Here is a 22,061-nt window from a genome sequence, read left to right on the forward strand (position 1 = left end):
CCAATTGCCGCAGGTCAGAAGCGTGACATTGACTGTGCCCATGAATAAAGGCCCCGTCGACTCCGCCAGGGTCCCGCGTTTCGCCGGGCCCGCCACCTTCGCCCGGCTGCCTCGCATCGACGAGGTCGGACGCGCGGACGTGGCGGTCGTGGGCGTGCCGTTCGACAGCGGCGTCTCGTACCGGCCTGGAGCGAGGTTCGGCCCCGCCGCGGTCCGCGAGGCGTCGCGGCTGCTGCGGCCCTACCACCCCGCGCTGGACGTCTCCCCGTTCGAACGCGCCCAGGTGGTGGACGCGGGAGACATCGTCGCCAACCCGTACCACATCGAGGAGGCGATCGAGAGCGTCGAGGCGGGGGCCGCCGCGCTGGACGCCCGGCTGGTGACGATCGGCGGCGACCACACGATCGCGCTGCCGCTGCTCCGCGACGCCGCCCGGCGCCACGGGCCGGTCGCTCTGCTGCACTTCGACGCCCACCTGGACACCTGGGACACCTACTTCGGCGCCGAGTACACGCACGGCACCCCGTTCCGGCGGGCCGTCGAGGAAGGGCTGCTCGACACCGAGGCGCTCAGCCACGTCGGCATCCGCGGCCCCCTGTACGGCAAGAAGGACCTCGACGAGGACCGGCGCCTCGGCTTCGGCATCGTCACCGCGGCCGACGTGCTGCGGCGCGGCGTCGACGAGGTGGTCGACGCGCTGCGCCAGCGCATCGGCGACCGCCCCCTGTACGTGTCGGTCGACATCGACGTGCTCGACCCGGCACACGCCCCCGGCACCGGCACCCCGGAGGCGGGCGGGCTCACCAGCCGCGAACTGCTGGAGATCCTGCGCGGCCTGGCCGGAGGGAACCTCATCGGCGCCGACGTCGTCGAGGTGGCGCCGGCCTACGACCACGCCGAGATCACCTCGGTGGCCGCCTCCCACGTCGCCTACGACCTCGTCAGCCTGCTGGCCCTCCAGGAGTACAAGTGAGCACCCCCATCACCGAGATCGAGACCCGCGGTGTCGACCGCATCCCCGACGCCGAACGCACCGCCCGCCCGCTGGACCTGTTCAGGGTCTCCTTCGGCGGCGCGAACACGTTCGCCACCTGCGTGCTCGGCGCCTTCCCCATCCTGTTCGGCCTGTCGTTCTGGCAGGGGTTCGCCGCGACCGTGCTCGGCCTGCTTGTCGGCGCGCTCATCCTGGCGCCGCTGTCGCTGTTCGGGCCGCTCAACGGCACCAACAACGCCGTCTCCTCCTCCGCCCATCTGGGCGTGCACGGCCGGATCGTCGGCTCGTTCCTGTCACTGCTGACGGCGATCGCGTTCTTCTCGATCTCCGTGTGGTCCTCGGGCGACGCGCTCGTGGGCGGCGCGCACCGGCTCGTCGGCCTGCCGCAGAACGACTTCATGTACGGGATCGCGTACGCGATCTTCGCGGGCCTGGTGCTCGTGGTGTGCGTGTACGGGTTCCGGTTCATGCTGTTCGTCAACAAGATCGCGGTCGTGGCGGCGTCGGCGCTGTTCGTGCTCGGCGTGTTCGCGTTCGCCGGCGACTTCGACCCGTCGTACGCGGGCATGCTGGCCCCCGGGGACCCGCTGTTCTGGCCGTCGTTCATCGGCGCGGCGCTGATCGTGCTGTCGAACCCGGTCTCGTTCGGCGCCTTCCTCGGCGACTGGTCGCGCTACATCCCGGCGGACACGCCGCGGCGGCGCGTGATGGCGGCCGCCTTCCTGGCGCAGGCGTCCACCATCCTGCCGTTCTTCTTCGGCCTTGCCACCGCGTCGATCATCGCCGCCAAGGCCGCCGAGTACATGGACCCGGCCGCGCCCAACTACGTCGGCGGCCTGCTGGCCATCGCGCCGACGTGGTACTTCGTGCCCGTCTGCCTGATCGCGCTGATCGGCGGCATGTCCACCGGCACCACCTCGATGTACGGCACGGGGCTGGACTTCGCCAGCGTGTTCGCCCGCTTCTCCCGGGTGCGGGCGACGCTGTTCATCGGCTCGCTGTCGATCGTGTTCGTCTTCGTCGGCCGCTTCGCGGCCAACCTCACGCAGAGCATCTCCACGTTCGCCACGCTGATCATCACGTGCACGGCGCCGTGGATGGTGATCATGATGCTCGGGTACGTGACGCGCCGCGGCTGGTACGACCCCGAGGCGCTGCAGGTGTTCACCCGGCGGCAGCGCGGCGGGCGCTACTGGTTCGACCACGGCTGGAACTGGCGCGGCATCACCGCCTGGCTCGCCTCGGCGCTGCTGGCGCTGGCCTTCGTCAACCTGCCCGGCCAGTTCGTCGGGCCGCTCGGCGACCTGGCCGGCGGGGTGGACGTGTCGCTGCCGCTGGGCCTGGGCACGGCCGCGGTGCTCTACCTGGCGCTGCTGTGGGCCTTCCCCGAGCCGCGCGAGGTGTACGGTCCGCTCGGCCCGCGCTGGGTGCGCGCGGCCGACACGCCCGTGCCGCCGATCGTGCCCATCGCCGCCCCGGCGCCCGAGCCCCAGAGGCTCACCGGCGTGTGAGGATGGCCGTCATGGAGCTGGTCGACCTGTCGGTGCCGATCGTCACCGGGATGCCCGTCTACCCGGGCGACCCCGAGGTGACGATCGAGCCGGCGCTCATCGCAGGCCGCGACGGGGTCAACGTCCTGGCCGTGCACCTGGGCTCGCAGTCCGGTACCCACGTGGACGCGCCGTTCCACCTGGACGACACCCTGCCGGACCTGGACGAGCTTCCTCTGGAGAGGTTCGTGGGGCCCGCCGTGACGGTCGACGCCCGGGGGCTCGCCCCGGGCGCGGCGATCGGGCCCGGCCTCTTCAGGGGGGAGCTGGGCCGGATCGTGCTCGTCGCCACCGGGTGGTCGGCCCACTGGGGGACTCCCGCGTACCTCGACCATCCGCACCTGACCGAGGAGGCGGCACGGCTGCTCGTGGAGCGGGGCGTGCGGACCGTGGGGATCGACGCGCTGAGCGTCGATCCCACCCCGGCGGAGGACTTTCCCGCGCACCGGGTGCTGTGCGGGGCGCACGCGGTGATCGCCGAGAACCTCACCGGGCTCGCCCGGCTGCTGGAGGCGCAGGCGGCCGGACGGGCCGTCGAGGTGTCGATGCTGCCGATCCGGCTGGCGGGCGCCGACGGGGCGCCGGTCAGGGCCGTGGCCCGGCTATCGGGTGCCCCATGAGTAGGTCTGCTTGCGCAGTTTCAGATAGACGAACGACTCCGTGGCCCGCACCGCCGGTATGGCACGGATCTTGCTGAGGATCTCCAGCAGGTGACGGTCGCCCTCGCACACCACCTCGACGATGACGTCGAAGGAGCCGGCGGTGAGCACCACGTAGTCGATCTCCTCTATCGCCGCCAGCTCGTCGGCCACGGACTCCAGGTCGCCCTCGCACGTGACGCCGATCATGGCCTGGCGCGGGAAGCCGAGCGTCAGCGGGTCGGTCACCGCGACGATCTGCATGACGCCCGCGTCCTGCAGGCGCTGGACGCGCTGGCGGACCGCCGCCTCCGACAGGCCGACGGCCTTGCCGATCGCGGCGTACGGTTTGCGCCCGTCGGACTGGAGCTGCTCGATGATCTGTTTGGACAGCTCGTCCAGCACGACCGGTCCGGATGCCGCGTCCTTGCTGCGGCGTACGCGCGGCGGCGTCGTCATGTCGAGGGATCCTCCAAGCGGTCCGGCATGTTACGGGGGCGTTCCCGCCGGGTTGCCGTCCTGGTGCGACATGCTTTCAGTTCTCGGCGGTCTGTCAAGCGAATTCGTAGCAATTTGATATCTTCACCACGAAATCCCTTGTTCAGATGCGGTTACTCTGTAAGAGTCGCGGCATCTCGCCCACCTGCGACATCAGTAAGCCATCTCACCAGGAGGTCATCCCTTGACCGTCCGTCTCCAGAACTTCGTCAACGGTGAGTTCGTGGACGCCAAGAGCGGCCGATTCTCCGACGTCATCGATCCTTGCACCGGCGAGGCCTACCTCCAGGCCCCGATCTCCGGCCCCGAGGACGTGGACGCCGCCTACGCGGCGGCCGCCGCCGCGTTCGAGTCGTGGGGCGCCACCACGCCGGGAGAGCGGTCGAACCTGCTGCTCAAGGTCGCCGACGCCATCGAGGCGCGGGCCGACGAGATCAACGAGGCGGAGTGCCGCAACACCGGCAAGCCGCGCGCCCGCATGGCCGAGGACGAGACGCCGGTGGCGGCCGACCACTTCCGCTTCTTCGCCGGCGCCGCCCGCACGCTTGAGGGTCCGACGGCCGGGGAGTTCCTCGCCGACCACACCAGCGTCATCAGGCACGAGCCGATCGGCGTGATCGGCCAGGTCACGCCGTGGAACTACCCGGTGATGATGGCGGTGTGGAAGATCGCCCCCGCGCTCGCGGCCGGCAACACCGTGGTGCTCAAGCCGTCCGACACCACCCCGGTCGCCACGCTCAAGCTCGCCGAGATCGTCGGCAGCGTGCTCCCGCCCGGCGTCTTCAACGTCATCACCGGCGACCGCGAGACCGGCGCCACCGTGGTGAGCCACCCGACCGCCGCGATGGTGGCGATCACCGGGTCGGTCGGCGCGGGCATGTCGGTGGCCAGGAGCGCCGCCGACGACCTGAAGCGGGTCCACCTGGAACTCGGCGGCAAGGCCCCTGTCGTGATCTTCGAGGACGTGAAGGACCTGCGCAAGGCGGCCGAGGACATCGCCGTGGCCGGCTTCTACAACGCGGGCCAGGACTGCACCGCCGCCTGCCGGGTGCTCGTCCACGAGAGCGTGCACGACGAGTTCGTGGCCGCGCTGGCCGAGGCCGCCGCCGCCACGGTGACCGGCGACCTGTCCAACGAGGACGCGCTGTACGGCCCCCTCAACAACGAGACCCAGCTCGCCCGGGTGCAGGGCTTCATCGACCGCGTCCCCGCGCACGCCAAGGTGCTCACCGGCGGGCAGCGGGTCGGCGACCGAGGCTACTTCTTCGCCCCCACCGTCGTCGACGGCCTCAAGCAGGACGACGAGATGGTGCAGAACGAGGTGTTCGGCCCGGTCATCACCGTCCAGACGTTCACCGACGAGGCCGACGCGCTGGCCAAGGCCAACGACGTCAGGTACGGCCTCAGCAGCTCCGTGTGGACCTCCGACCACGGCCGCGCGATGCGGATGTCGAACAAGCTCGACTTCGGCGTGGTCTGGGTCAACACCCACATCCCGTTCGTCTCGGAGATGCCGCACGGCGGCTTCAAGCACTCCGGGTACGGCAAGGACCTGTCGGTGTTCGGCCTGCATGACTACACCAGGGTCAAGCACGTCATGCACTTCATCGGCGAATAGCCCGAAAAATCACGGTAAAGCACGCACAAAGGGAATCCCCCCGACATGGCCGATCAGAGTCCGATCGACACTCCAACTGACCGTGCGATCGAGCTGGAGGACGTCCTCAAGGAGTACGTCTCGCATGGCGAGGTCGTCCAGGCGGTCAAAGGCGTGACGCTGGACATCGCCGAGGGGGAGTTCTTCTCCCTCCTCGGCCCGTCCGGTTGCGGCAAGACCACCACCATGCGCATGATCGCCGGGTTCGAGGAGCCGTCGAAGGGCGTGATCCGGCTGCACGGCCGGGACGTCACCGACGTCCCGCCGAACAAGCGCGACGTGAACATGGTCTTCCAGTCCTACGCCCTGTTCCCGCACATGAGCGTGTGGGACAACGTGGCCTTCGGGCTGAAGCAGAAGAAGACGTCGCGCGAGGAGATCAAGCGGCGGGTCGGCGAGATGCTGGAGATCGTCGACCTGACCGGCCGCGAGAAGCGCCGCCCGCGCGAGATGTCCGGCGGCCAGCAGCAGCGCGTCGCGCTGGCCCGCGCGCTGGTCAACCGGCCGCGCGCGCTCCTGCTCGACGAGCCGCTCGGCGCGCTCGACCTCAAGCTCAGGCAGGCCATGCAGCTGGAGCTCAAGCGCATCCAGCGCGAGGTCGGCATCACGTTCGTGTACGTGACGCACGACCAGAACGAGGCGCTGACCATGAGCGACAGGATCGCCGTCATGAAGGACGGGCTCATCGAGCAGCTCGCCGGGCCCCGCGAGATCTACGAGCGGCCGGCGACCACCTTCGTGGCCGGCTTCATCGGCACCTCCAACCTGCTGACGGGCACCGCCACCGGCGGCGTGCTGAAGGTCGGCGAGGGCCGGGTGCTGGTGCCCGGCAAGGAGGGCGAGGTGTCGGTGACCGTACGGCCCGAGAAGATCACCCTCGCCAAGCAGGAGCCCTCGGGTGACGTGAGCGCCCTGCCCGGAACCGTCTCCGAGGTCGTCTACCTCGGGACCTACAACAGCTACGCCGTGCGGATCGCCGACGGGGACGAGATCACGGTGTTCGAGCAGAACGCGCACGACGCGACGGTCACGGCGGAGCGGGGCGACTCCGTCTGGCTGTCGTGGCAGGCGCAGCACTCATATGTGATGGGAAGTTGATAGCACGTCATGAACCGCCTGCATTCCCCCGCCCTGTACCGGGGCATGACCCAGCCCCGCACCCGCCGTGACGTCTTCCGGCTGGCCGGCCTGTCCGCCGCCGGGCTGGCCCTGGCCGCCTGTGGCGTCCAGGGGCAGAAGGCCGCTCCGCCGAAGGCCGACGCCGTCGCCGACTACTGGGCGAGCCAGAAGAAGAACGGCAAGGTCGTCTTCGCCAACTGGCCCGAGTACATGCCCGAGGACCACGGCCCGCTGAAGAAGTTCCAGCAGGAAACCGGGATCTCCTACGAGTACAAGGAGGTCATCAACGAGAACACGGAGTTCTTCGGCAAGGCCGACCCCGTGCTCCGCGCCGGCCAGCCGCTCGGCTACGACATCGTCGTCATGACCAACGGCATCCAGCTCCAGCACATGTTCGAGCTGGGCTACGCGGTCACGCTGGACCAGTCGAAGATGACGAACTTCCAGGCCAACGCCGCCGAGGCGTACAAGAACCGCGCCTACGACCCGGGCAACAAGTACACGATGCCGTTCGCCTCCGGGTTCACCGGGATCGCGTACAACACCAAGTACGTCAAGGACGACATCACGAGCATCCAGGCGATGTTCGACGCCAAGTACGAGGGCCGGGTCGGCATGATGGCCGACGCCCAGGAGATCGCCAACTTCGGCATGATCGCCCTCGGCGTCGACCCGGAGAAGTCGACCGAGGACGACTGGAAGAAGGCCGGGGAGAAGCTCCAGGCGCAGCGTGACGCCGGGATCGTGCGCAAGTACTACAACCAGGACTACATCGACGCCCTGTCACGCGGTGACATCTGGGTGTCGATGGCCTGGTCCGGCGACGTCTTCCAGCGGCAGCTCGCGGGCGAGCCGGTCAAGTTCGTGATCCCCGAAGAGGGCGGCACGATCTGGACCGACAACATGCTCATCCCGAAGGGCGCGGCCAACCCGGTCGACGCCATGATGCTGATGGACTTCCTCTACAAGCCGGAGATCGCCGCCGAGCTGGACGAGTTCATCCAGTTCGTCACCCCGGTGCCGGCCGTCCAGGAGCTGCTGCGCGAGAAGGCCGCGAGCGCGTCGGGCGACGACAAGAAGGCCCTGCTCGACATGGCCGAGAGCCCGCTGATGTTCCCGACCGAGGCCGACTACGCCAAGCTCCACAGCTACACGCCGCTCACCACGGCCCAGGAGCAGGTGTTCAACCCGATCTTCCAGTCCGTCACCCAGGCGTAGGCCATGAGGCGTCTCACCCCCTACCTGCTCGCGCTGCCGAGCTGGATGTGGCTGGCGATCTTCCTGGTGGTGCCGCTGGCGGCGATGGCGTCGGTGTCGCTGCAGACCGGGAACGTGATCGACGGCTTCGTCATGACGTTCAGCTTCGGCAACTACGGCGACGCCCTCGGCACCTACAGCACCCAGCTGGTCCGCTCGCTGGGCTACGGCGCGACGGCGACGGCGGCCATGCTGGTGATCGGCTATCCGGTCGCCTACTGGATCGCCTTCAAGGGCGGCAGCCGCAAGTCGGTCTACCTGTTCCTGCTGCTGCTGCCGTTCTTCGTGTCGTTCGTGCTGCGGACGATCTCGTGGGGCTTCCTGCTGGCCGACGACGGCATCGTGCTCGGCACGCTGAAGAGCTGGGGGGTGCTGTCCGCCGACTTCCACGTGCTGGCCACCTCGTTCGCGGTGATCGCGGGCCTGACGTACAACTGGCTGCCGTTCATGATCCTGCCGATCTACGTGTCGCTGGAGCGGGTGGACCCGCGCCTGGTGGAGGCCGCGCAGGACCTGTACGCGACGCGCGGCACCGCCTTCCGCAAGGTGGTGCTGCCGCTGTCGCTGCCGGGCGTGTTCGCCGGGGTGCTGATGACGTTCGTGCCGGCCACGGCCGACCCGGTCAACGCCCAGGTGCTCGGCGGCACGGGCAACACCATGATCGGCAACATCATCCAGACCGAGTATCTGGTCAACAACGACTACCCGACGGCCTCGGCGCTGTCGTTCACGCTGATGGCGGTGCTGCTCGTGGGCATCTTCGTGTACGCCAGGGTGCTCGGCACCGAGAACGTCCTAGAGGCGGCGGCCCGATGAGGGGGGTGCGCGGGAGGTTCGGCGACCGGCTGCTGCACGCCTACACCTGGCTGATCATCCTGTGGCTGGTCGCGCCGATCGCCGTCATGATCGCGTTCGGCTTCAACGACAAGCAGAGCAAGTCGAACGCGACCTGGCAGGGCTTCACGCTCAAATGGTACGGGGAGCTCTTCGCGATCCCCGACCTGAGCGACGCGCTGGTCAACTCGCTGCTCATCGCGGTGGCCAGCACGATCGTCACCGTGGTCATCGGCACCATGCTCGGGCTGGCCCTGGGCCGCCACCGGTTCCGCGGCCAGGGCGCGACGAACTTCCTGGTGTTCGCCGCGATCTCCACGCCCGAGCTGGTCATGGGCGCCTCGCTGCTGTCGCTGTTCGTCTCGGCGAACGTGCCGAGGAACCAGATCACGATCACCATCGCGCACGTGCTGTTCTCGCTGGCGTTCGTGACCGTGACCGTGCGGGCCCGGGTGGTGAGCCTCGACCCGTCGCTCGAAGAGGCGGCCAAGGACCTCGGGGCGGGGCCGTGGGCCACGTTCCGGCAGGTCACGCTGCCGTCCATCATGCCCGGCGTGCTGGCCGGGGCGATGCTGGCCTTCGCGCTGTCCATCGACGACTATGTGGTGACGAGCTTCGTCAACGGCTCCGAGCTCACCTTCCCGCTGTGGATCATCGCCTCGGTGAAGACGGGCATCCCGCCGCAGGTGAACGTCATGGGTACGCTGATCTTCGGCGTGGGCGTACTGATCGCGATCGTCAACGCGGTCGCGGCCCGGCGCCGTACCTGAAAGACCTCAGCCCCCCGCGGACCGCGCGGGGGGTTTCGACGCTGCCGGCAAAGAACAGGGAGGCGAGATCGGATTCCGGCGGGGGGAACCCGCGCGTGATCACCGTTTTGGTCCCGCAATTTTCGACTTTTGACATACACCGTAGGGAAGTGGGATTTGTGGATCCGCTGAAGGCGCTGGCTGACGCGGAGCGCAAGCCGTACTGGCTGGACAGCCCGGCCAGACCCGAGCCGCGACCGCGGCTCTCCGGACACACCACCGCCGACCTGGTCGTCGTCGGCGGCGGTTTCTCGGGCCTGTGGACGGCCCTGATGGCCAAGGAACGCGACCCCTCGCTGGACGTGGTGCTGCTTGAGGGGCGCAGGATCGGCTGGGCGGCCTCCGGCCGCAACGGCGGGTTCTGCCTGGCGACCCTCACGCACGGACTGCCCAACGGGCTGGAGCGCTGGCCGGACGAGATCGAGCGGCTGGAACGCATGGGCGTGGAGAACCTCGACGAGATCGAGGCGACGCTGCGGCGCCACGACATCGACTGCTCCTTCGAGCGCACCGGCGAGCTGAACGTCGCCACCGAGCAGTGGCAGCTCGACGCCCTGTACGAGCACCTCGACCTGATCGAGGAGCTCCGGCTGGACTACGTGCCGCTGGACCGGGAGCAGATCCGCGCCGAGATCGACTCGCCCACCTACCTGGGCGGGCTCTGGGACCGCAGCGGCTGCGCCATGCTCGACCCCGCCCGGCTGGCGTGGGGGCTGCGCGAGGCGTGCGTGCGGCTCGGGGTGCGGGTGCACGAACGCAGCCCGGTGCGCTCACTGGACGACGACGGCGACTCGATCACCCTGCGCACCCCGCACGGCTCGGTCACCGCCGGCAGGGTCGCGCTCGGCACCGGGGTGTTCTCGCCGCTGCTGCGCCGGCTCAAGCACTTCGTGGTGCCGGTGTACGACTACGCGCTGATGACCGAGCCGCTCAGCGACGCCCAGCTCGGCGAGATCGGGTGGCGCAACCGGCAGGGCGTGGGCGACGGCGCCAACCAGTTCCACTACTACCGGCTCACCGACGACAACCGCATCCTGTGGGGCGGCTACGACGCCGTCTACTACAACGGCGGCCTGGTCAAGCCGGAGTACGAGCAGCGCGACGAGACCTTCGTCAAGCTGGCAGGCCACTTCTACGACACCTTCCCGCAGCTGTCCGACGTGCGCTTCACCCACCGGTGGGGCGGCGTGATCGACACCTGCAGCAGGTTCAGCGCGTTCTACGGGCAGGCGCACGGCGGGCGCCTGGCCTACGCGGTCGGCTACACCGGCATGGGCGTCGGCGCCACCCGGTTCGGCGCGAACGTCATGCTGGACCTGCTGTCGGGGCAGCGCACCGAGCGCACCGAGCTGCGCATGGTACGGGAGAAGCCGATGCCGTTCCCGCCCGAGCCGGTCCGCTCGGGCGTCATCCAGTTCACCCGCTGGTCGATCGCCAAGGCCGACGAGCACCAGGGCAAGCGCAACCTGTGGCTGCGCACGCTGGACCGGATGGGGCTGGGCTTCGACTCCTAGCGGCACGGGCCCGCGGCCGGCCGGCCGCGGGCCCGTGCCGCCACACTGGAGAGATGAGAATCGAATTCGCCGCCGACGGCGTGCCGCTGGTGGGAGAGCTGCGGGTGCCCGACAGTACGGAGCCGTGCCCGGCCCTGGTCCTGACCGGCCCGTTCACCGGCGTGCGCGACCAGGTGACCGGGCTGTACGCGGAGCGGCTGGCCGCCCGAGGATTCGTCACCCTGGCCTTCGACCACCGCAACTGGGGTGAGTCGGGCGGCGAGCCGCGCTGCCACGAGGACCCGCAGGGCAAGCTGCACGACCTGCGCGCGGCGGTGTCGTTCCTGCGCTCGCGGCCGGAGGTCGACGGGGAGCGGATCGGCGCCGTCGGCATCTGCCTGGGCGGCGGCTACGCGCTCAAGTTCGCCGCGTTCGACCCCCGGGTGAAGGCGTTCGCCGGGATCGCGGGCGCGTACAACAACCCGTACACGATGCGCGCGGGCATGGACTACCAGGCGGCCCTGGCCTCCTTCACCGCCGTGCTGGAGCGGCAGGACCAGGGCGGGCCGGTGGCGTACATCCCGGCGGTGGCCGAGGAGGGGGAGGCCGCCATGCCCGGCGCGGAGCCGTACGCCTACTACGGCACCGCCCGCTCGGCCTCCGCCCACTGGGCCAACCGGGTGACCAGCGCGAGCGTGCGCGAACTGATCACGATGGACAACATGATGGGCGCCGACTTCCTGTCGCCCAAACCGGCGCTCATCGTGCACGGCGTGGCCGACCGGTTCTGCTCGCCCGAAGGCGCCGAGGAGGCGTTCAAGCGGCTGGACGAGCCGAAGAAGCTGGTCTGGCTGGACGCCAGGGAGCACATCGACCTGTACGACCGCGAGCCGTACGTGACGCAGGCCGTCGAGGCGACGGCGGAGTTCCTGCACGCGCATCTCTAGCCGGCCCGGCGTCCGGGGGCTCAGTGCGCGCGTACGAGATCCTCCTCCGGGATGACCTTGGGCACGCCGCGGAGCCCCACCAGGGCGAGCGCCGCCACGACCACCAGCATCGCCGACGTGGCGAGCGCGGTGACGTTCACCGCCTGCACGAACGCCTCCCGCGCCGCCAGCACGAGCTGACCCGCCTGCGCGGCGGGCAGCGACTCGGCCGTGGCCAGCGCCCCGGCGATCGACTCGCGCGCCGCCTCGCCCGGCACCCCGGCGGGCACCTCCAGGCGGCTGGCATAGGTGCTGTTCAGCACCGTGCCCAGGATCGCGATGCCGAGCGCGCCGCCCAGCTCGAACGAGGTCTCCGAGACCGCCGCCGCGGCGCCCGCCCGCTCCCTCGGCGCGGTGGCCAGCACGTTGTCGTTGTTGACCGTGAACGCCAGCCCGATGCCCATGCCGCCCACCACCATGGCGCACGCCATGACCGGGTAGCTGACCTCCAGGCCGATCGTGGAGTAGTAGAAGAACGCCACCGCGTTCAACAGCAGGCCGAGCGCCACCACCCCGTTCCTGCCGATGCGGTTCACCAGCGGGGCGGCCACCACGCCGCCGATCGCGCCGCTCAGCCCGCCGGGCAGGCCCGCGAGCCCCGCCTGCAGCGGCGACCAGCCCAGCACGAGCTGGAAGTACCAGGCGAAGAACAGCGACATGGCCATCATCGTGAAGATCGCCAGCAGGTTGGTGCCGATCGACGCGGAGAACGCGCGCCGCCTGAACAGCCGCACGTCGATCAGCGGCTCGGCCAGCTTCGTCTGCCGCCAGACGAACACCAGCAGCCCGGCCACCCCGAGCACCCCGGTGACCTGCACGTCCACGTGCGCCAGGCCCTTGTCGGCCGCTTCCTTGACCGCGTAGACGACGGCCACGATGCCGGCGAACGACAGCGCCACGCTGATCAGGTCGATGCGCCCCGGCTCCGGGTTGCGCGACTCGGGCAGCACCCGTACGCCGACGACGACGATCAACGCCATGATCGGCAGGTTGATCAGGAACACCGAACCCCACCAGAAGTGGTTCAGCAGCAGCCCGCCGATCACCGGGCCGAGCGCGAACCCGGCCGCGCTCATCCCGCTCCAGACGCCGATGGCCGTGGTGCGCTCGGCCGGGTCGGTGAACACGTTCCTGATGATCGAGAGCGTGGACGGCATGATCGTCGCGCCCGCCACGCCCAGCAGGGCCCGCGCCACGATGAGCAGCTCGGGGTTCGGCGCGTACGCGGTCACGGCGGAGGCCGCGGCGAACGCGACCGCGCCGATCAGCAGCAGACGCTTGCGGCCGATCCGGTCGCCCACGTTGCCCATCGTGATGAGCAGGCCCGCCAGCGCGAACCCGTAGATGTCGCCGATCCACAGCAGCTGCGTGGAGGAGGCGCCGAGGTCGGCGACCAGCCGTGGCAGGGCGAGGTGCAGGACCGTGAGGTCCACGGACAGGAGGAGGGTGGCCAGGCAGCAGATCGCGAGTCCGGCCCATTTCTTCGTCATGCGGACCACGGTCGCGCCCGGCGCTGACCGCGTGCCTACCGACCGCTGACCGCCGCCAGCGCGGCGGCGATCCGCTCCCTCAGGTCGTTCACGCTGTACCAGCCCGCCGGGCACTCCTCGCGGGCCCGCTCCAGCCACGTGCGAGCGGCGGCCAGGTCGCCCACCGCCAGCGCCACCTCGCCCAGCCCGCAGTGCGCCCTGGCCAGGATGTCGGTCGAGCCGACGCGGCGGGACAGCTCCGCCGCCCTCTCGTAGTCGGTACGCGCCCGCTCCGGATCGCCGGTACGGGCCAGCGCGTCGGCGCACCGGCACAGGCTCTCCGCGACGTCGGCCAGCGCGCCCAGTTGCCGCGCGACCTCCATCGCCTCCTTCGCCCTGGCCAGCGTGGTCACGTGGTCCTCCTGCTCGGCGGCCAGGTCGGCGAGGCCGGACAGCGCCAGCATGGTGCCCCAGCGCTCACCCATGGCGCGGAAGGCGGCCAGCGACCGCTCGAACTCCGCTCCGGCCCTTTCCGGCTCGCCCGACTCCTGCAGCATGAACCCGTACCCGCACCCGGTGAGCGCGGTCGACCACGGCGACATCGGCACCGCCGCGGTCAGCGCGCGCAGTTGCGAAGGCGTGGCCACCCCTTCCGGCGGGCCGGTGAACATGGCCAGCAGCAAGGTCAGGAACTCCAGCTTCGCCGGCATGTAGTCCGTCGGCAGGGAAGGACGCAGCCCTTCGAGCCGCTCGGCCAGCCAGTCATCGCCCACGCCGGTCCAGGCCGCGACGAGCACGCACATGGCGTACTCCTCCTTCAGGCCCTCCGGCGCGGCGTCGCCGACGCGTTCCAGCAGCTCCGCGGCGAGGGTCGTGCTGACCGTCCGGTGGCCGCGCATCCACCAGTAGCAGGCGCAGTAGGCCAGCAGCCGCAGCGCCGTCTCCAGCCGGCCCGACTCGGTCGCCCAGCGCACGGCGGCGTTGAGGTCGTCGCTCTCCGCGTCCAGGCGGGCCAGCCACTCCAACTGCTCGGCGCGGCGCAGGTGGTCGTCGGCGGTGATCGCGAGATCCAGGTAGTAGGCGGCGTGCGCCTCCCGCATCGTCTCGGCCTCGCCCGCCTCCGCCAGCCGCTCGGCGCAGAACGCGCGGATGGTCTCCAGCATCCGGTAGCGACCGTCGACGGCCTCCACCAGCGACTTCTCCGCCAGCGAGAACAGCACCTCCTCGGGCAGCCCGCACACCCGCTCGGCCGCCTCCGCCGTCGCGCCGCCCGCGAACACCGTCAGCCGTCCGGCCATCCGCTGCTCGTCCTCGTCCAGCAGGTCCCAGCTCCACGCCACCACCGCGCGCAGGGTCTGGTGGCGCGGCAGCGCTGTCCTGCTGCCGCGCGCCAGCAGCCGGAACCGGTCGTCCAGCCGCGCCGCCACCTCCGCCACCGACAGCGTGCGCAGCCGGGCCGCCGCCAGCTCGATCGCCAGCGGCAGGCCGTCCAGGGCGTGGCAGATGCGGACCACCTGCTCGACGTTCTCGGGGGTGACCGCGAACGCGGGCCGCACCGCCGCCGCCCGGTCGGCGAACAGCCGCACCGCCGGGTAGCCGAGCGGGTCCCGCGCGTCGGGCGGCGGCAGCCGCAGCGGCGACACCGGCACCAGCGACTCGCCGGTGATGCCCAGCGCCTCCCTGCTCGTGGCCAGCACCCGCAGCCCCGGGCAGGACCCGAGCAGCGTGTCGGCCAGCCTCGCGGCCGCCTCGACCACGTGCTCGCTGTTGTCCAGGATGAGCAGCAGCTCCCGGCCGGCGAGCGCCGTCACCAGCCGCTCCACCGGGTCCGGCAGCTCCGGCCCGTGCCGGTCCCGGATCCCCAGCGCGGCCAGCACCGCCGGAGCCACCTCGGCATCCGCGGTCACCGGGGCGAGCTGCACCAGGCACACGTCCCCGTCGGCCCGCTCCGCCACCTCCAGCGCCAGCCTCGTCTTCCCCGCCCCACCGGCCCCCACCAACGTCACCAACCTGGACGCCGCCAGCTCCCTGCTGACCTGCCGCAGCTCCTCCCCCCGCCCCACAAAACTGCTCAGCTGCGCCCGCACCCCCACCTTGACCCCAGCCCCACCCGACCACGCCCCCCGCGAGGCGCCCCAGACGCTGCCACCATCGGAGCCCTCCAGGCTCTCCCACGGGCCGCCCCCACCGCGCCCGGCTCCGCGCCCGTCCAGCTGGGTGAAGCGGACGTCGTCTCCCCGGTCGGCTGCGGGACGCGCCGTATCGGGCCGGTGCTCGCGGTGAGTGCCACCGCTTCGGTCGTGCTGGGCGTCGGTGTGGGAGGTCTCCCACGGGCCGCTTCCGGCGTGCTGGGCTCCCCGCGCGTCCGCACTATCGTGCTCGCGGTGCCCGCCGCCGCTCGGAGCGTGATGGGTGCTGGTGCGGGGTGTTTCCCATGGCCTGTTCGCGGCGTGGTGGGCTCCGCGTGCGTCCGGCGGGGCGTTGTCTTGCTGGTAGGTGGTGGGATACGTCGTATCGCGGGGGCCGCTGCTCGGGTCGTGTTGGGTGCTGGCGTGGGAGGTCTCCCATGGGCCGCTTCCGGCGTGCTGGAGTTCCCGCGCGTCCGCCGTATCGTGATCGCCGCCGGTCTGGGGTCCGCGTGTGTCCGGTTGGGTGTCGTGTGAACGGGGGGTGATGGTTTGCGGACTTGTGGGGGTGAGGGGCGGTAGGGGGAGGGTGGCGAGGCCGAGGGCGGGGTCGGCGCGGAGGACCGCCAGGTGGGCCGCCGCGAGCTCGGGCCCCGGCTGGATGCCCAGCTGGTCGTCCAGGATGCGCCGGCCCTCGGCGTACGCGGTCAGGGCCTCCGCCTGACGGCCGCTCCCGTACAGGGCACGCATGAGCTGGGCGCGCAGCCGCTCGCGGAGTGGATGGTCGGCGACGAGCCGGCGCAGCTCGGCGGCCAGCTCGCGATGCCGGCCCAGCTCCAGATCCGCCTGCGCCCGATCCTCGATCGCCGTGAGGCGCAGCTCGGACAGCCGGGCCGCCGACGCGCCGGCGTGCGGCGCGTCGGCCAGGGGCGCGCCCCGCCACAGCTCCAGCCCTTCGCGCAGCAGCGCCGACGCCCGCCCCGCGTCGCCGGACCCCAGCGCCCGCCGCCCTTCGGCGGCCAGCCACTCGAACCGGCTCGCGTCCACGTCCATCGGATCGGCCACCAGCCGGTAGCCCGCCGGATGGAACTCGACCCGGTCCCGCCCCAGCGCCCTGCGCAGCCGTGACACCTGCGACTGCAGCGCGTTCGCCACCCCCTCGGGCGGCTCCTCCCCGTACAGCCCGTCGACGAGCTGGTCGGCCCCGACCACCCGCCCGGGCTCCAGCGCGAGCAGCGCGAGCAGCGCACGCACCCGGGGACCGCCGACCGGGATCCCGGTCCCGTCGTCACCCAGCACCTCGGTGGGGCCGAGGATCTCGAAGCGCATGCCTCTGATTATTGCGGTCCCGGCAGCATGGCGGTGATGTCCCCATAGCTGGGCATAACGGTCTCCTCCCGCGAACCTGACGGACGCACGGCGGCGAGCGCGGACAGGGCGCCCCACAGGCTCGCCCGGTACAGCAGAGACCCCGTGCTGACCCGCGCCACCCCGGCCCGCGCCAGCTCGTCCAGGCCCGGCCCGCCCGGCTGGTACAGAATGTTGACCGGCAGAGGAGTCAGCTCCACCAGCTCGGCGACGGCGCCCAGGTCGCTCAGCCCCGGCACGAAGATCCCGTCAGCGTGTCCGTACGCCCGCACCCGCTCCGACGGGTCGCCCGTCTTGAGCCAGCACGTGTCGGTACGGGCGTTCACGAACACCCCGTGGCCCTTCGCCGCCTCGATGATCTCCTGGTGCAGGCGGACCGGCCGCAGCGTGCCGTCGGCCCGGCCGTCCTCCAGGTTGACCCCCACGACCCCGGCCGCGGCGAGTCCGGCGACCAGTTCCGCCACCTCGGCGGGGTCGTCGCTGAACCCGCCTTCCACGTCCACGCTGACCATCACCCCGAGGCCGGTGATCGCCCCGGCCAGCGCCACGGTCTCCGCCTTAGTTGCCCCGGCGGCGTCGGGCCTGCCGTGCACGGCGGACACGCCGAGGCTCGTGGTGCCGATCGCGGCGAACCCCTCCTGGGCCAGCAGCGCCGCGGACCCGTAGTCCCACGCGTTGGGCAGCAGCAGCGGCTCGCCGCGCCGGTGCAGTGCCCGGAACTCCTCGCTCATCGTCCCAGCACCCCCGCCACGACACCTTCGGCCAGCGCCATCGCGTGCCGCCGGGCGGGACAGGGGCGCACTCCCGCGCCGAACGTGAGGTGGGCTCCGGCGTCCCGGTTGACCTGGACCAGATCGATCCGCACCTCTGCCCCGGTCTCCCGGTCCATCCGCCGCGTCACCTTGAGCGGCGGGTCGAGCCTGAGCGTGCGCTCCAGCACCCGCGCCACGGCATCGCCGGGTCCTGCCTGACGCAACGCGTTCCGTACCAGCCCTTCGGTCGCGTCGTGCGCCTGCAGCAGCAGCGTGATCAGCGCCACCGACGATCGGACGGGGCGGGCGTCGGCGGCGAGGGTGAGCAGGTCGCGGACGGCCGCGTCGGCCTCCGGGGTCTCCTCGCCGGACAGATAGCCGGGGGCGGCGGCGCGCACGGCTTCCACCAGCCGGCCGGTGTCCAGGACGCCGAGGGCGTGGCCGAGCACCGTCACGGGGACGCCCTCCCAGCGGCCGTCCCGCTCCAGCGTCAGCTTCCTGGCGGCGTCCCGGAGCGCGTCCGGGTCGAGGGCGTCGAGCGACTCCTCCAGCAGCCGCCGGCGCCGCGCGTGCACCTCCCCGGTGCTGAACCGGGAGGCGTGGGAGCGCAGCCAGGCGAGCGTGCCCTCCGGCGCGTCCTGCCTGACGGGAGGCGGGATGTAGCGGGTGTCGGCGAGCACCGCGAGGGCCTGGGCACGGTGGGTGATGACCATGAGTCCACGCTAGATCGGGAACGTTTCGGCCCCGGTCGAAGTGTCGTCAGGCGGCCAGGCGCTCCTGGGGTTCCCCGACGGTCTCGCGGGCGGGGACGGCCACCGCCGCGGGGCGCGCGCCGGCGGCCGCCATGACCACCAGGAGCGCCATGTCCGCGACCACCAGGGCGCGCTCCAGCAGCCCGTAGTAGCCCTCACCGCCGATCCAGCCGGAGGTGAACGAGGCCGGATGCGCCGCCAGGTACACGGCCAGCACCAGCCCGGCGGTCACCGCCAGCGCCCGGACCGCGCTCCACCGGGCGGCCCGTGCCCGCCCGCGCGCGAGCGTCCAGCCCGCCACCGGCAGGGTGGTGAAGACCACGGCCGCCGCCCACCGGTGGATCTCCCCGGTCAGAGACTTGATCTCGCCCGGGTCGGTCGGGAAGACCGCGCTGAGCATCAGCCCGGCGGCCGCGGCCAGCAGCAGCACGCGGGTCGCCGCCGTACGGCGAGGGTCGGACGTGGCGAGCCCGTACGCCAGGCTCAGGCACGCCGCCGCCAGCGCGAGCATCCCCAGTAACGTCGGCGCCATCCCGCCAGGCACCAGGGCGTAGTCGCTGAGCAGCGGCTGGGCGGGCAGCGTCAGCTCGGCGTAGCCGAGGGCGCCGGCGGACGCCAGCGCCGCCGTGACGGTGGCGGCGGTCGCGGCACGTGAGGTCATCGCGTCACCTCGTCATAGATCTGCTCGAACCGGGCGAGAGAGGTCTGGTGGTCGTGGGTGAGCGCGAGCTCGCGGCTGGCCAGGCCGAGCCGGTCGCGCAGGTCGCCGTCGGTCAGGACGGAGGTCAGGTGGCGGGCCAGCGCCAGCACGTCCCCGGGCGGGAACAGGTAGCCGTTGTCGCCGTTCACCAGGTGCGGCAGCGCCATCGCGTCGGCGACCACCACGGGCAGGCCGGTCGCCATCGCCTCCAGGGTGGCGATGCTCTGCAGCTCGGCCACGCTCGGCATGGCGAACACGTCGGCGGCCGCGTACGCCTGCGGCATGTTCTCGTCGGCCACGAACCCGAGGAACGACACGCGCTCCGCCACCCCGATCCGGGCGGCGAGCGTCTCCAGCGTCTCGCGCTGGTTGCCGCTCCCGACGAGCGCGAGCTGGGCGTCGGTCTCGTTCAGCACGTACGGCATCGCCCGGATGAGGTCGGAGAGCCGCTTCTCCTCGTCCAGCCGGCCGACGAACAGCACGGTCGGCCGGTCCGGCAGGCCGAACAGCTTGCGCGCCCACTCCTTCGGCTCGGCGTGCGGGTGGAAGCGGGTCAGGTCGATGCCGCAGGAGACGGCCTCGACGTCGCGGTCGAAGCCCTGCTCGGCCAGGAGCGCGGCGGCCAGCGGGGTGGGCGTGGTGACGTGGTCGGCCTTGCCGAACACCCGGCCGAAGTCGCGCCAGGCCAGCCGGCTCGCGCCCGCCCGCAGCCGGGCGGGGACGTGGCCGAACTGGAAGAGGTTGTCGGGCATGAAGTGGTTGGTGGCCACGACGGGGACGCCGCGGCGGCGGGCGGCGGCCAGGGCGGCCCTGCCGACCACGAAGTGGCCCTGGGTGTGCAGCACGTCGGGGTCGACGGCGGCCATCAGCCGGTCCAGCCGCGCGGGGACCGCGACCCGCATCGTCGGGTGGACGAGCAGCGGCGCCGAGCGCTGCCGGTGCACGATCACGCCGTCGATCACGTCGGCGCCGGCCGGGCCGAGGTCCGACTGGCACACCACGTGCACCTCGTTGCCGCGCGCGGCCAGGCCGGTGGCCAGCCGGTGGGCGAAGTAGGCCGTGCCGTTCACGTCAGGCGGGTACGTGTCGGTCGAGATCATGATGCGCCGGGGGCGTTCGGGTGCGGGGGAGAGACCGGCGTCCCGGTGGGTCCGGTGCAGGGGCATCGCCATGGTGGGTGACTCCTCAGGGTTTCTTCTAGGTGGGGGTTCCGGCCCGGGGAGGCCGGCTTTCCAGCGGGGTCGTACGGGCGAGGGCGACGGTTCCGGCGGCGGCCAGCGCCGCGGCCGCCACGGGCGCGAGGCCGGTGGGGAGCGGCTCGCCGAGCAGCAGCGCGCCGAACGCCACCGCGGTGAGCGGGTCGGCGATCTGCAGGGCGGCGAAGGAGACGCCGAAGTGGCCGACGGAGTAGGCGCGCTGCAGCATCACCAGGGCCAGCAGCGCCGGGACCGGCAGGGCCAGCAGGTAGGCCCAGTTCCAGCCGCCGTCCACCAGCACCCGCACGAGCGTGGCCGTGGCGCCGTACAGCACCCCGGACGCGGTGGCCAGCAGCGCGGCCCGCCACGCGGGGGCGGCCGCCCGCGCGCCCGCCCACAGCAGCACCGCCGCCGCGCCGGAGACGCCGAGCAGGGTGAACAGCTCCCGCGGCTCCAACCGCACCGGCACGTCCGACTCGGGCACCAGCAGGACGAGGCCGACCAGCCCCGCCGCGACCACGGCCGCCGCGCCCAGCTCGGACGTGGACGGCCTGCGGCCGTGCAGGGTCGCCGCGATCGGCAGCGCGAACAACAGGCTGGCCACCCCCATCGGCTGGACCACGGTGAGGGGGCCGAGGCCGAGCGCCACGATGTGCAGCCCGCCGCCGGCCAGGATGGCGGCCCCGCCCAGCAGCCAGCGTGGCCGCCGCAGCAGGGTCAGCATCCCGGGCTTGTCGGTGCCCACCGCCTCGAACTGCTGCAAAGCCGCTCCGAGTGCGAAGAACAGTGAGCCGATCAGGGCGATCACCGCGGCCGGCACCGTCATGCCCCACTCCTTTCAGCTGGATGGTCACCCGGCAGGGTCAAACCGACGTGTCCGAGGGAAGTCGCACGGGGGAAGCGTTGGTGGCGCGCCGCTTCCGCAGCCAGCGGACGGTCTCCACCACGGCCGTGACGGACACGGCGATGCCCAGCCCGAGCAGCAGCCCCTTGATCGGGTCGCGCTCGAACGCCATCCCGCCGAAGAACCCGATCAGCCCCGAGTACAGGCCCCACGAGGCCGCCGCGATCGCGTCGAAGATCGTGAACAGGCGAAGCGGATAGCGGACGGCGCCCATGGTGAGCGTGGTCGCGGTCCGCCCGCCGGGGATGTAACGGGCCACGACCAGCACCAGGCCGCCGCGCTCGGCGAGGGCGTCGCGCGCCCACACCATCGCCTTGCGCTTACGCAGCCGCCCCCCGCCCTTGAGACCGAGCAGGTAGGAGATGTGGTCGCCGGCGAACGCGCCGAGCGCCGCCACCAGGATCACCAGCGCGAGGTTCGGCTCGCCCGTGGCCGCGAACACCCCGGCGGTGATCACGGAGGTCTCCGCGGGCACGATCGGGAAGAACCCGTCGAGCAGGGAGAGCGTGAACAGCGCGAGGTAGAGCCAGGGCGAGGACATCACCTGCTGGAGGAACTCCAGGACGGCGTGCGACATCAGCGTGAACTCCGATCGATTGGCGCGCACTCTCACCCTGGCGGCGAGAGGTGCCGGCGGACATCGGGGATCTCCCGGGGACGAACGCGGGCTCTTCCCCTACCGGGGTCAGGGCCCGTACGCTCCGAACCTAGGAATCCCGCAGGCCACCGCGCATCGGACGATCGGTACGCGGTACCCCCGACTTTCGTCAGGGGCGGCGCTACGACCTCCGGTTGACACCCTTCGATCAAAGCGGCCGGACGGACCCGGCACATCAGTGCGGGCATCCGAGTTGATGGTGGTGCTAGCCCCACCGCCCGCGGGGGAGCGCGAGCCACCCGACTTTCGTCAGGGGCCGGCGCAGACCTTCGGGGGGAGCGGGTCCCGCCTGGTCGCGGAT

General features: G+C 71.7%; 19 protein-coding genes. 10 read left to right on the forward strand and 9 right to left on the reverse strand.

Annotated features, from left to right (window positions below; genetic code table 11):
- Positions 1-40 precede the first annotated feature (40 nt).
- From speB to ACZ6YG_RS23490, 3 genes are read left to right on the forward strand one after another with little or no spacing between them, the layout of a single operon-like run.
- A complete protein-coding gene (speB, locus tag ACZ6YG_RS23480; protein ID WP_466019181.1) occupies positions 41-973 on the forward strand; it encodes an agmatinase in 933 nt (310 codons plus the stop codon).
- Positions 970-2,505, forward strand: coding sequence for a purine-cytosine permease family protein (locus ACZ6YG_RS23485; protein ID WP_466019182.1), 1,536 nt, complete (start codon positions 970-972; stop codon positions 2,503-2,505). Before speB ends, ACZ6YG_RS23485 begins: the two co-directional genes overlap by 4 nt.
- Positions 2,506-2,516: 11 nt before the next feature.
- Positions 2,517-3,164: a cyclase family protein gene (locus tag ACZ6YG_RS23490; protein WP_466019183.1), complete on the forward strand. Its 648-nt coding sequence runs from the start codon at positions 2,517-2,519 to the stop codon at positions 3,162-3,164.
- Here the strand turns inward: ACZ6YG_RS23490 and ACZ6YG_RS23495 are convergent.
- Positions 3,147-3,641: an Lrp/AsnC family transcriptional regulator gene (locus ACZ6YG_RS23495; RefSeq protein ID WP_148033742.1), complete on the reverse strand. Its 495-nt coding sequence runs from the start codon at positions 3,639-3,641 to the stop codon at positions 3,147-3,149. The genes ACZ6YG_RS23490 and ACZ6YG_RS23495 overlap by 18 nt on opposite strands.
- Positions 3,642-3,864: 223 nt before the next feature.
- Between ACZ6YG_RS23495 and ACZ6YG_RS23500 the strand changes: the two genes are divergently transcribed.
- From ACZ6YG_RS23500 to ACZ6YG_RS23530, 7 genes are all read left to right on the forward strand, one after another.
- On the forward strand, positions 3,865-5,298 hold the full coding sequence (locus ACZ6YG_RS23500; RefSeq protein WP_148033741.1) for a gamma-aminobutyraldehyde dehydrogenase: 1,434 nt from the start codon (positions 3,865-3,867) through the stop codon (positions 5,296-5,298).
- 45 nt (positions 5,299-5,343) lie between these two features.
- On the forward strand, positions 5,344-6,435 hold the full coding sequence (locus ACZ6YG_RS23505; protein WP_148033740.1) for an ABC transporter ATP-binding protein: 1,092 nt from the start codon (positions 5,344-5,346) through the stop codon (positions 6,433-6,435).
- 9 nt (positions 6,436-6,444) lie between these two features.
- Positions 6,445-7,674, forward strand: coding sequence for an ABC transporter substrate-binding protein (locus tag ACZ6YG_RS23510; RefSeq protein ID WP_148033739.1), 1,230 nt, complete (start codon positions 6,445-6,447; stop codon positions 7,672-7,674).
- 3 nt (positions 7,675-7,677) lie between these two features.
- The gene (locus ACZ6YG_RS23515; RefSeq protein WP_219549296.1) at positions 7,678-8,529 is read left to right on the forward strand and encodes an ABC transporter permease; all 852 of its coding nucleotides are present in this window, start codon (positions 7,678-7,680) and stop codon (positions 8,527-8,529) included.
- Positions 8,526-9,317, forward strand: a complete 792-nt coding sequence (locus ACZ6YG_RS23520) for an ABC transporter permease (protein WP_466019184.1) — start codon at positions 8,526-8,528, stop codon at positions 9,315-9,317. Before ACZ6YG_RS23515 ends, ACZ6YG_RS23520 begins: the two co-directional genes overlap by 4 nt.
- Positions 9,318-9,475: 158 nt before the next feature.
- A complete protein-coding gene (locus tag ACZ6YG_RS23525; protein WP_466019204.1) occupies positions 9,476-10,870 on the forward strand; it encodes an NAD(P)/FAD-dependent oxidoreductase in 1,395 nt (464 codons plus the stop codon).
- Positions 10,871-10,923: 53 nt separating this feature from the next.
- Positions 10,924-11,796, forward strand: coding sequence for an alpha/beta hydrolase (locus tag ACZ6YG_RS23530; RefSeq protein ID WP_466019185.1), 873 nt, complete (start codon positions 10,924-10,926; stop codon positions 11,794-11,796).
- Positions 11,797-11,816: 20 nt separating this feature from the next.
- On the opposite strand, the gene ACZ6YG_RS23535 is transcribed toward ACZ6YG_RS23530, so the two are convergent.
- The 8 genes from ACZ6YG_RS23535 to ACZ6YG_RS23570 are packed head-to-tail and all read right to left on the reverse strand — an operon-like array spanning position 11,817 to position 21,709.
- Entirely contained in the window at positions 11,817-13,325 is a 1,509-nt protein-coding gene (locus ACZ6YG_RS23535; protein ID WP_466019186.1) for an MFS transporter, read from the reverse strand.
- 35 nt (positions 13,326-13,360) lie between these two features.
- The gene (locus ACZ6YG_RS23540) at positions 13,361-16,759 is read right to left on the reverse strand and encodes an AfsR/SARP family transcriptional regulator (protein ID WP_466019187.1); all 3,399 of its coding nucleotides are present in this window, start codon (positions 16,757-16,759) and stop codon (positions 13,361-13,363) included.
- Between the two features lie 8 nt (positions 16,760-16,767).
- Positions 16,768-17,529: an isocitrate lyase/PEP mutase family protein gene (locus tag ACZ6YG_RS23545; protein ID WP_466019188.1), complete on the reverse strand. Its 762-nt coding sequence runs from the start codon at positions 17,527-17,529 to the stop codon at positions 16,768-16,770.
- Positions 17,526-18,263 carry a cytochrome P450 family protein gene (locus tag ACZ6YG_RS23550; RefSeq protein ID WP_466019189.1) on the reverse strand — a complete coding sequence of 246 codons (738 nt, stop codon included), beginning with the start codon at positions 18,261-18,263 and terminating at the stop codon, positions 17,526-17,528. The genes ACZ6YG_RS23545 and ACZ6YG_RS23550 overlap by 4 nt, the downstream gene beginning before the upstream one ends.
- Before the next feature lie 46 nt (positions 18,264-18,309).
- Positions 18,310-18,963, reverse strand: a complete 654-nt coding sequence (locus ACZ6YG_RS23555) for a DUF998 domain-containing protein (RefSeq protein WP_219549286.1) — start codon at positions 18,961-18,963, stop codon at positions 18,310-18,312.
- Complete coding sequence (locus tag ACZ6YG_RS23560) at positions 18,960-20,174, reverse strand: glycosyltransferase (protein WP_465263314.1); 1,215 nt, start codon at positions 20,172-20,174, stop codon at positions 18,960-18,962. The genes ACZ6YG_RS23555 and ACZ6YG_RS23560 overlap by 4 nt, the downstream gene beginning before the upstream one ends.
- Before the next feature lie 25 nt (positions 20,175-20,199).
- Positions 20,200-21,024 (reverse strand): DMT family transporter, encoded by an 825-nt coding sequence (locus ACZ6YG_RS23565; protein WP_187281338.1) that lies wholly within the window; start codon positions 21,022-21,024, stop codon positions 20,200-20,202.
- Positions 21,025-21,061: 37 nt separating this feature from the next.
- Entirely contained in the window at positions 21,062-21,709 is a 648-nt protein-coding gene (locus tag ACZ6YG_RS23570) for a DedA family protein (RefSeq protein ID WP_261808784.1), read from the reverse strand.
- Positions 21,710-22,061 lie beyond the last annotated feature (352 nt).

Source organism: Nonomuraea sp. NPDC054003, assembly GCF_055585125.1.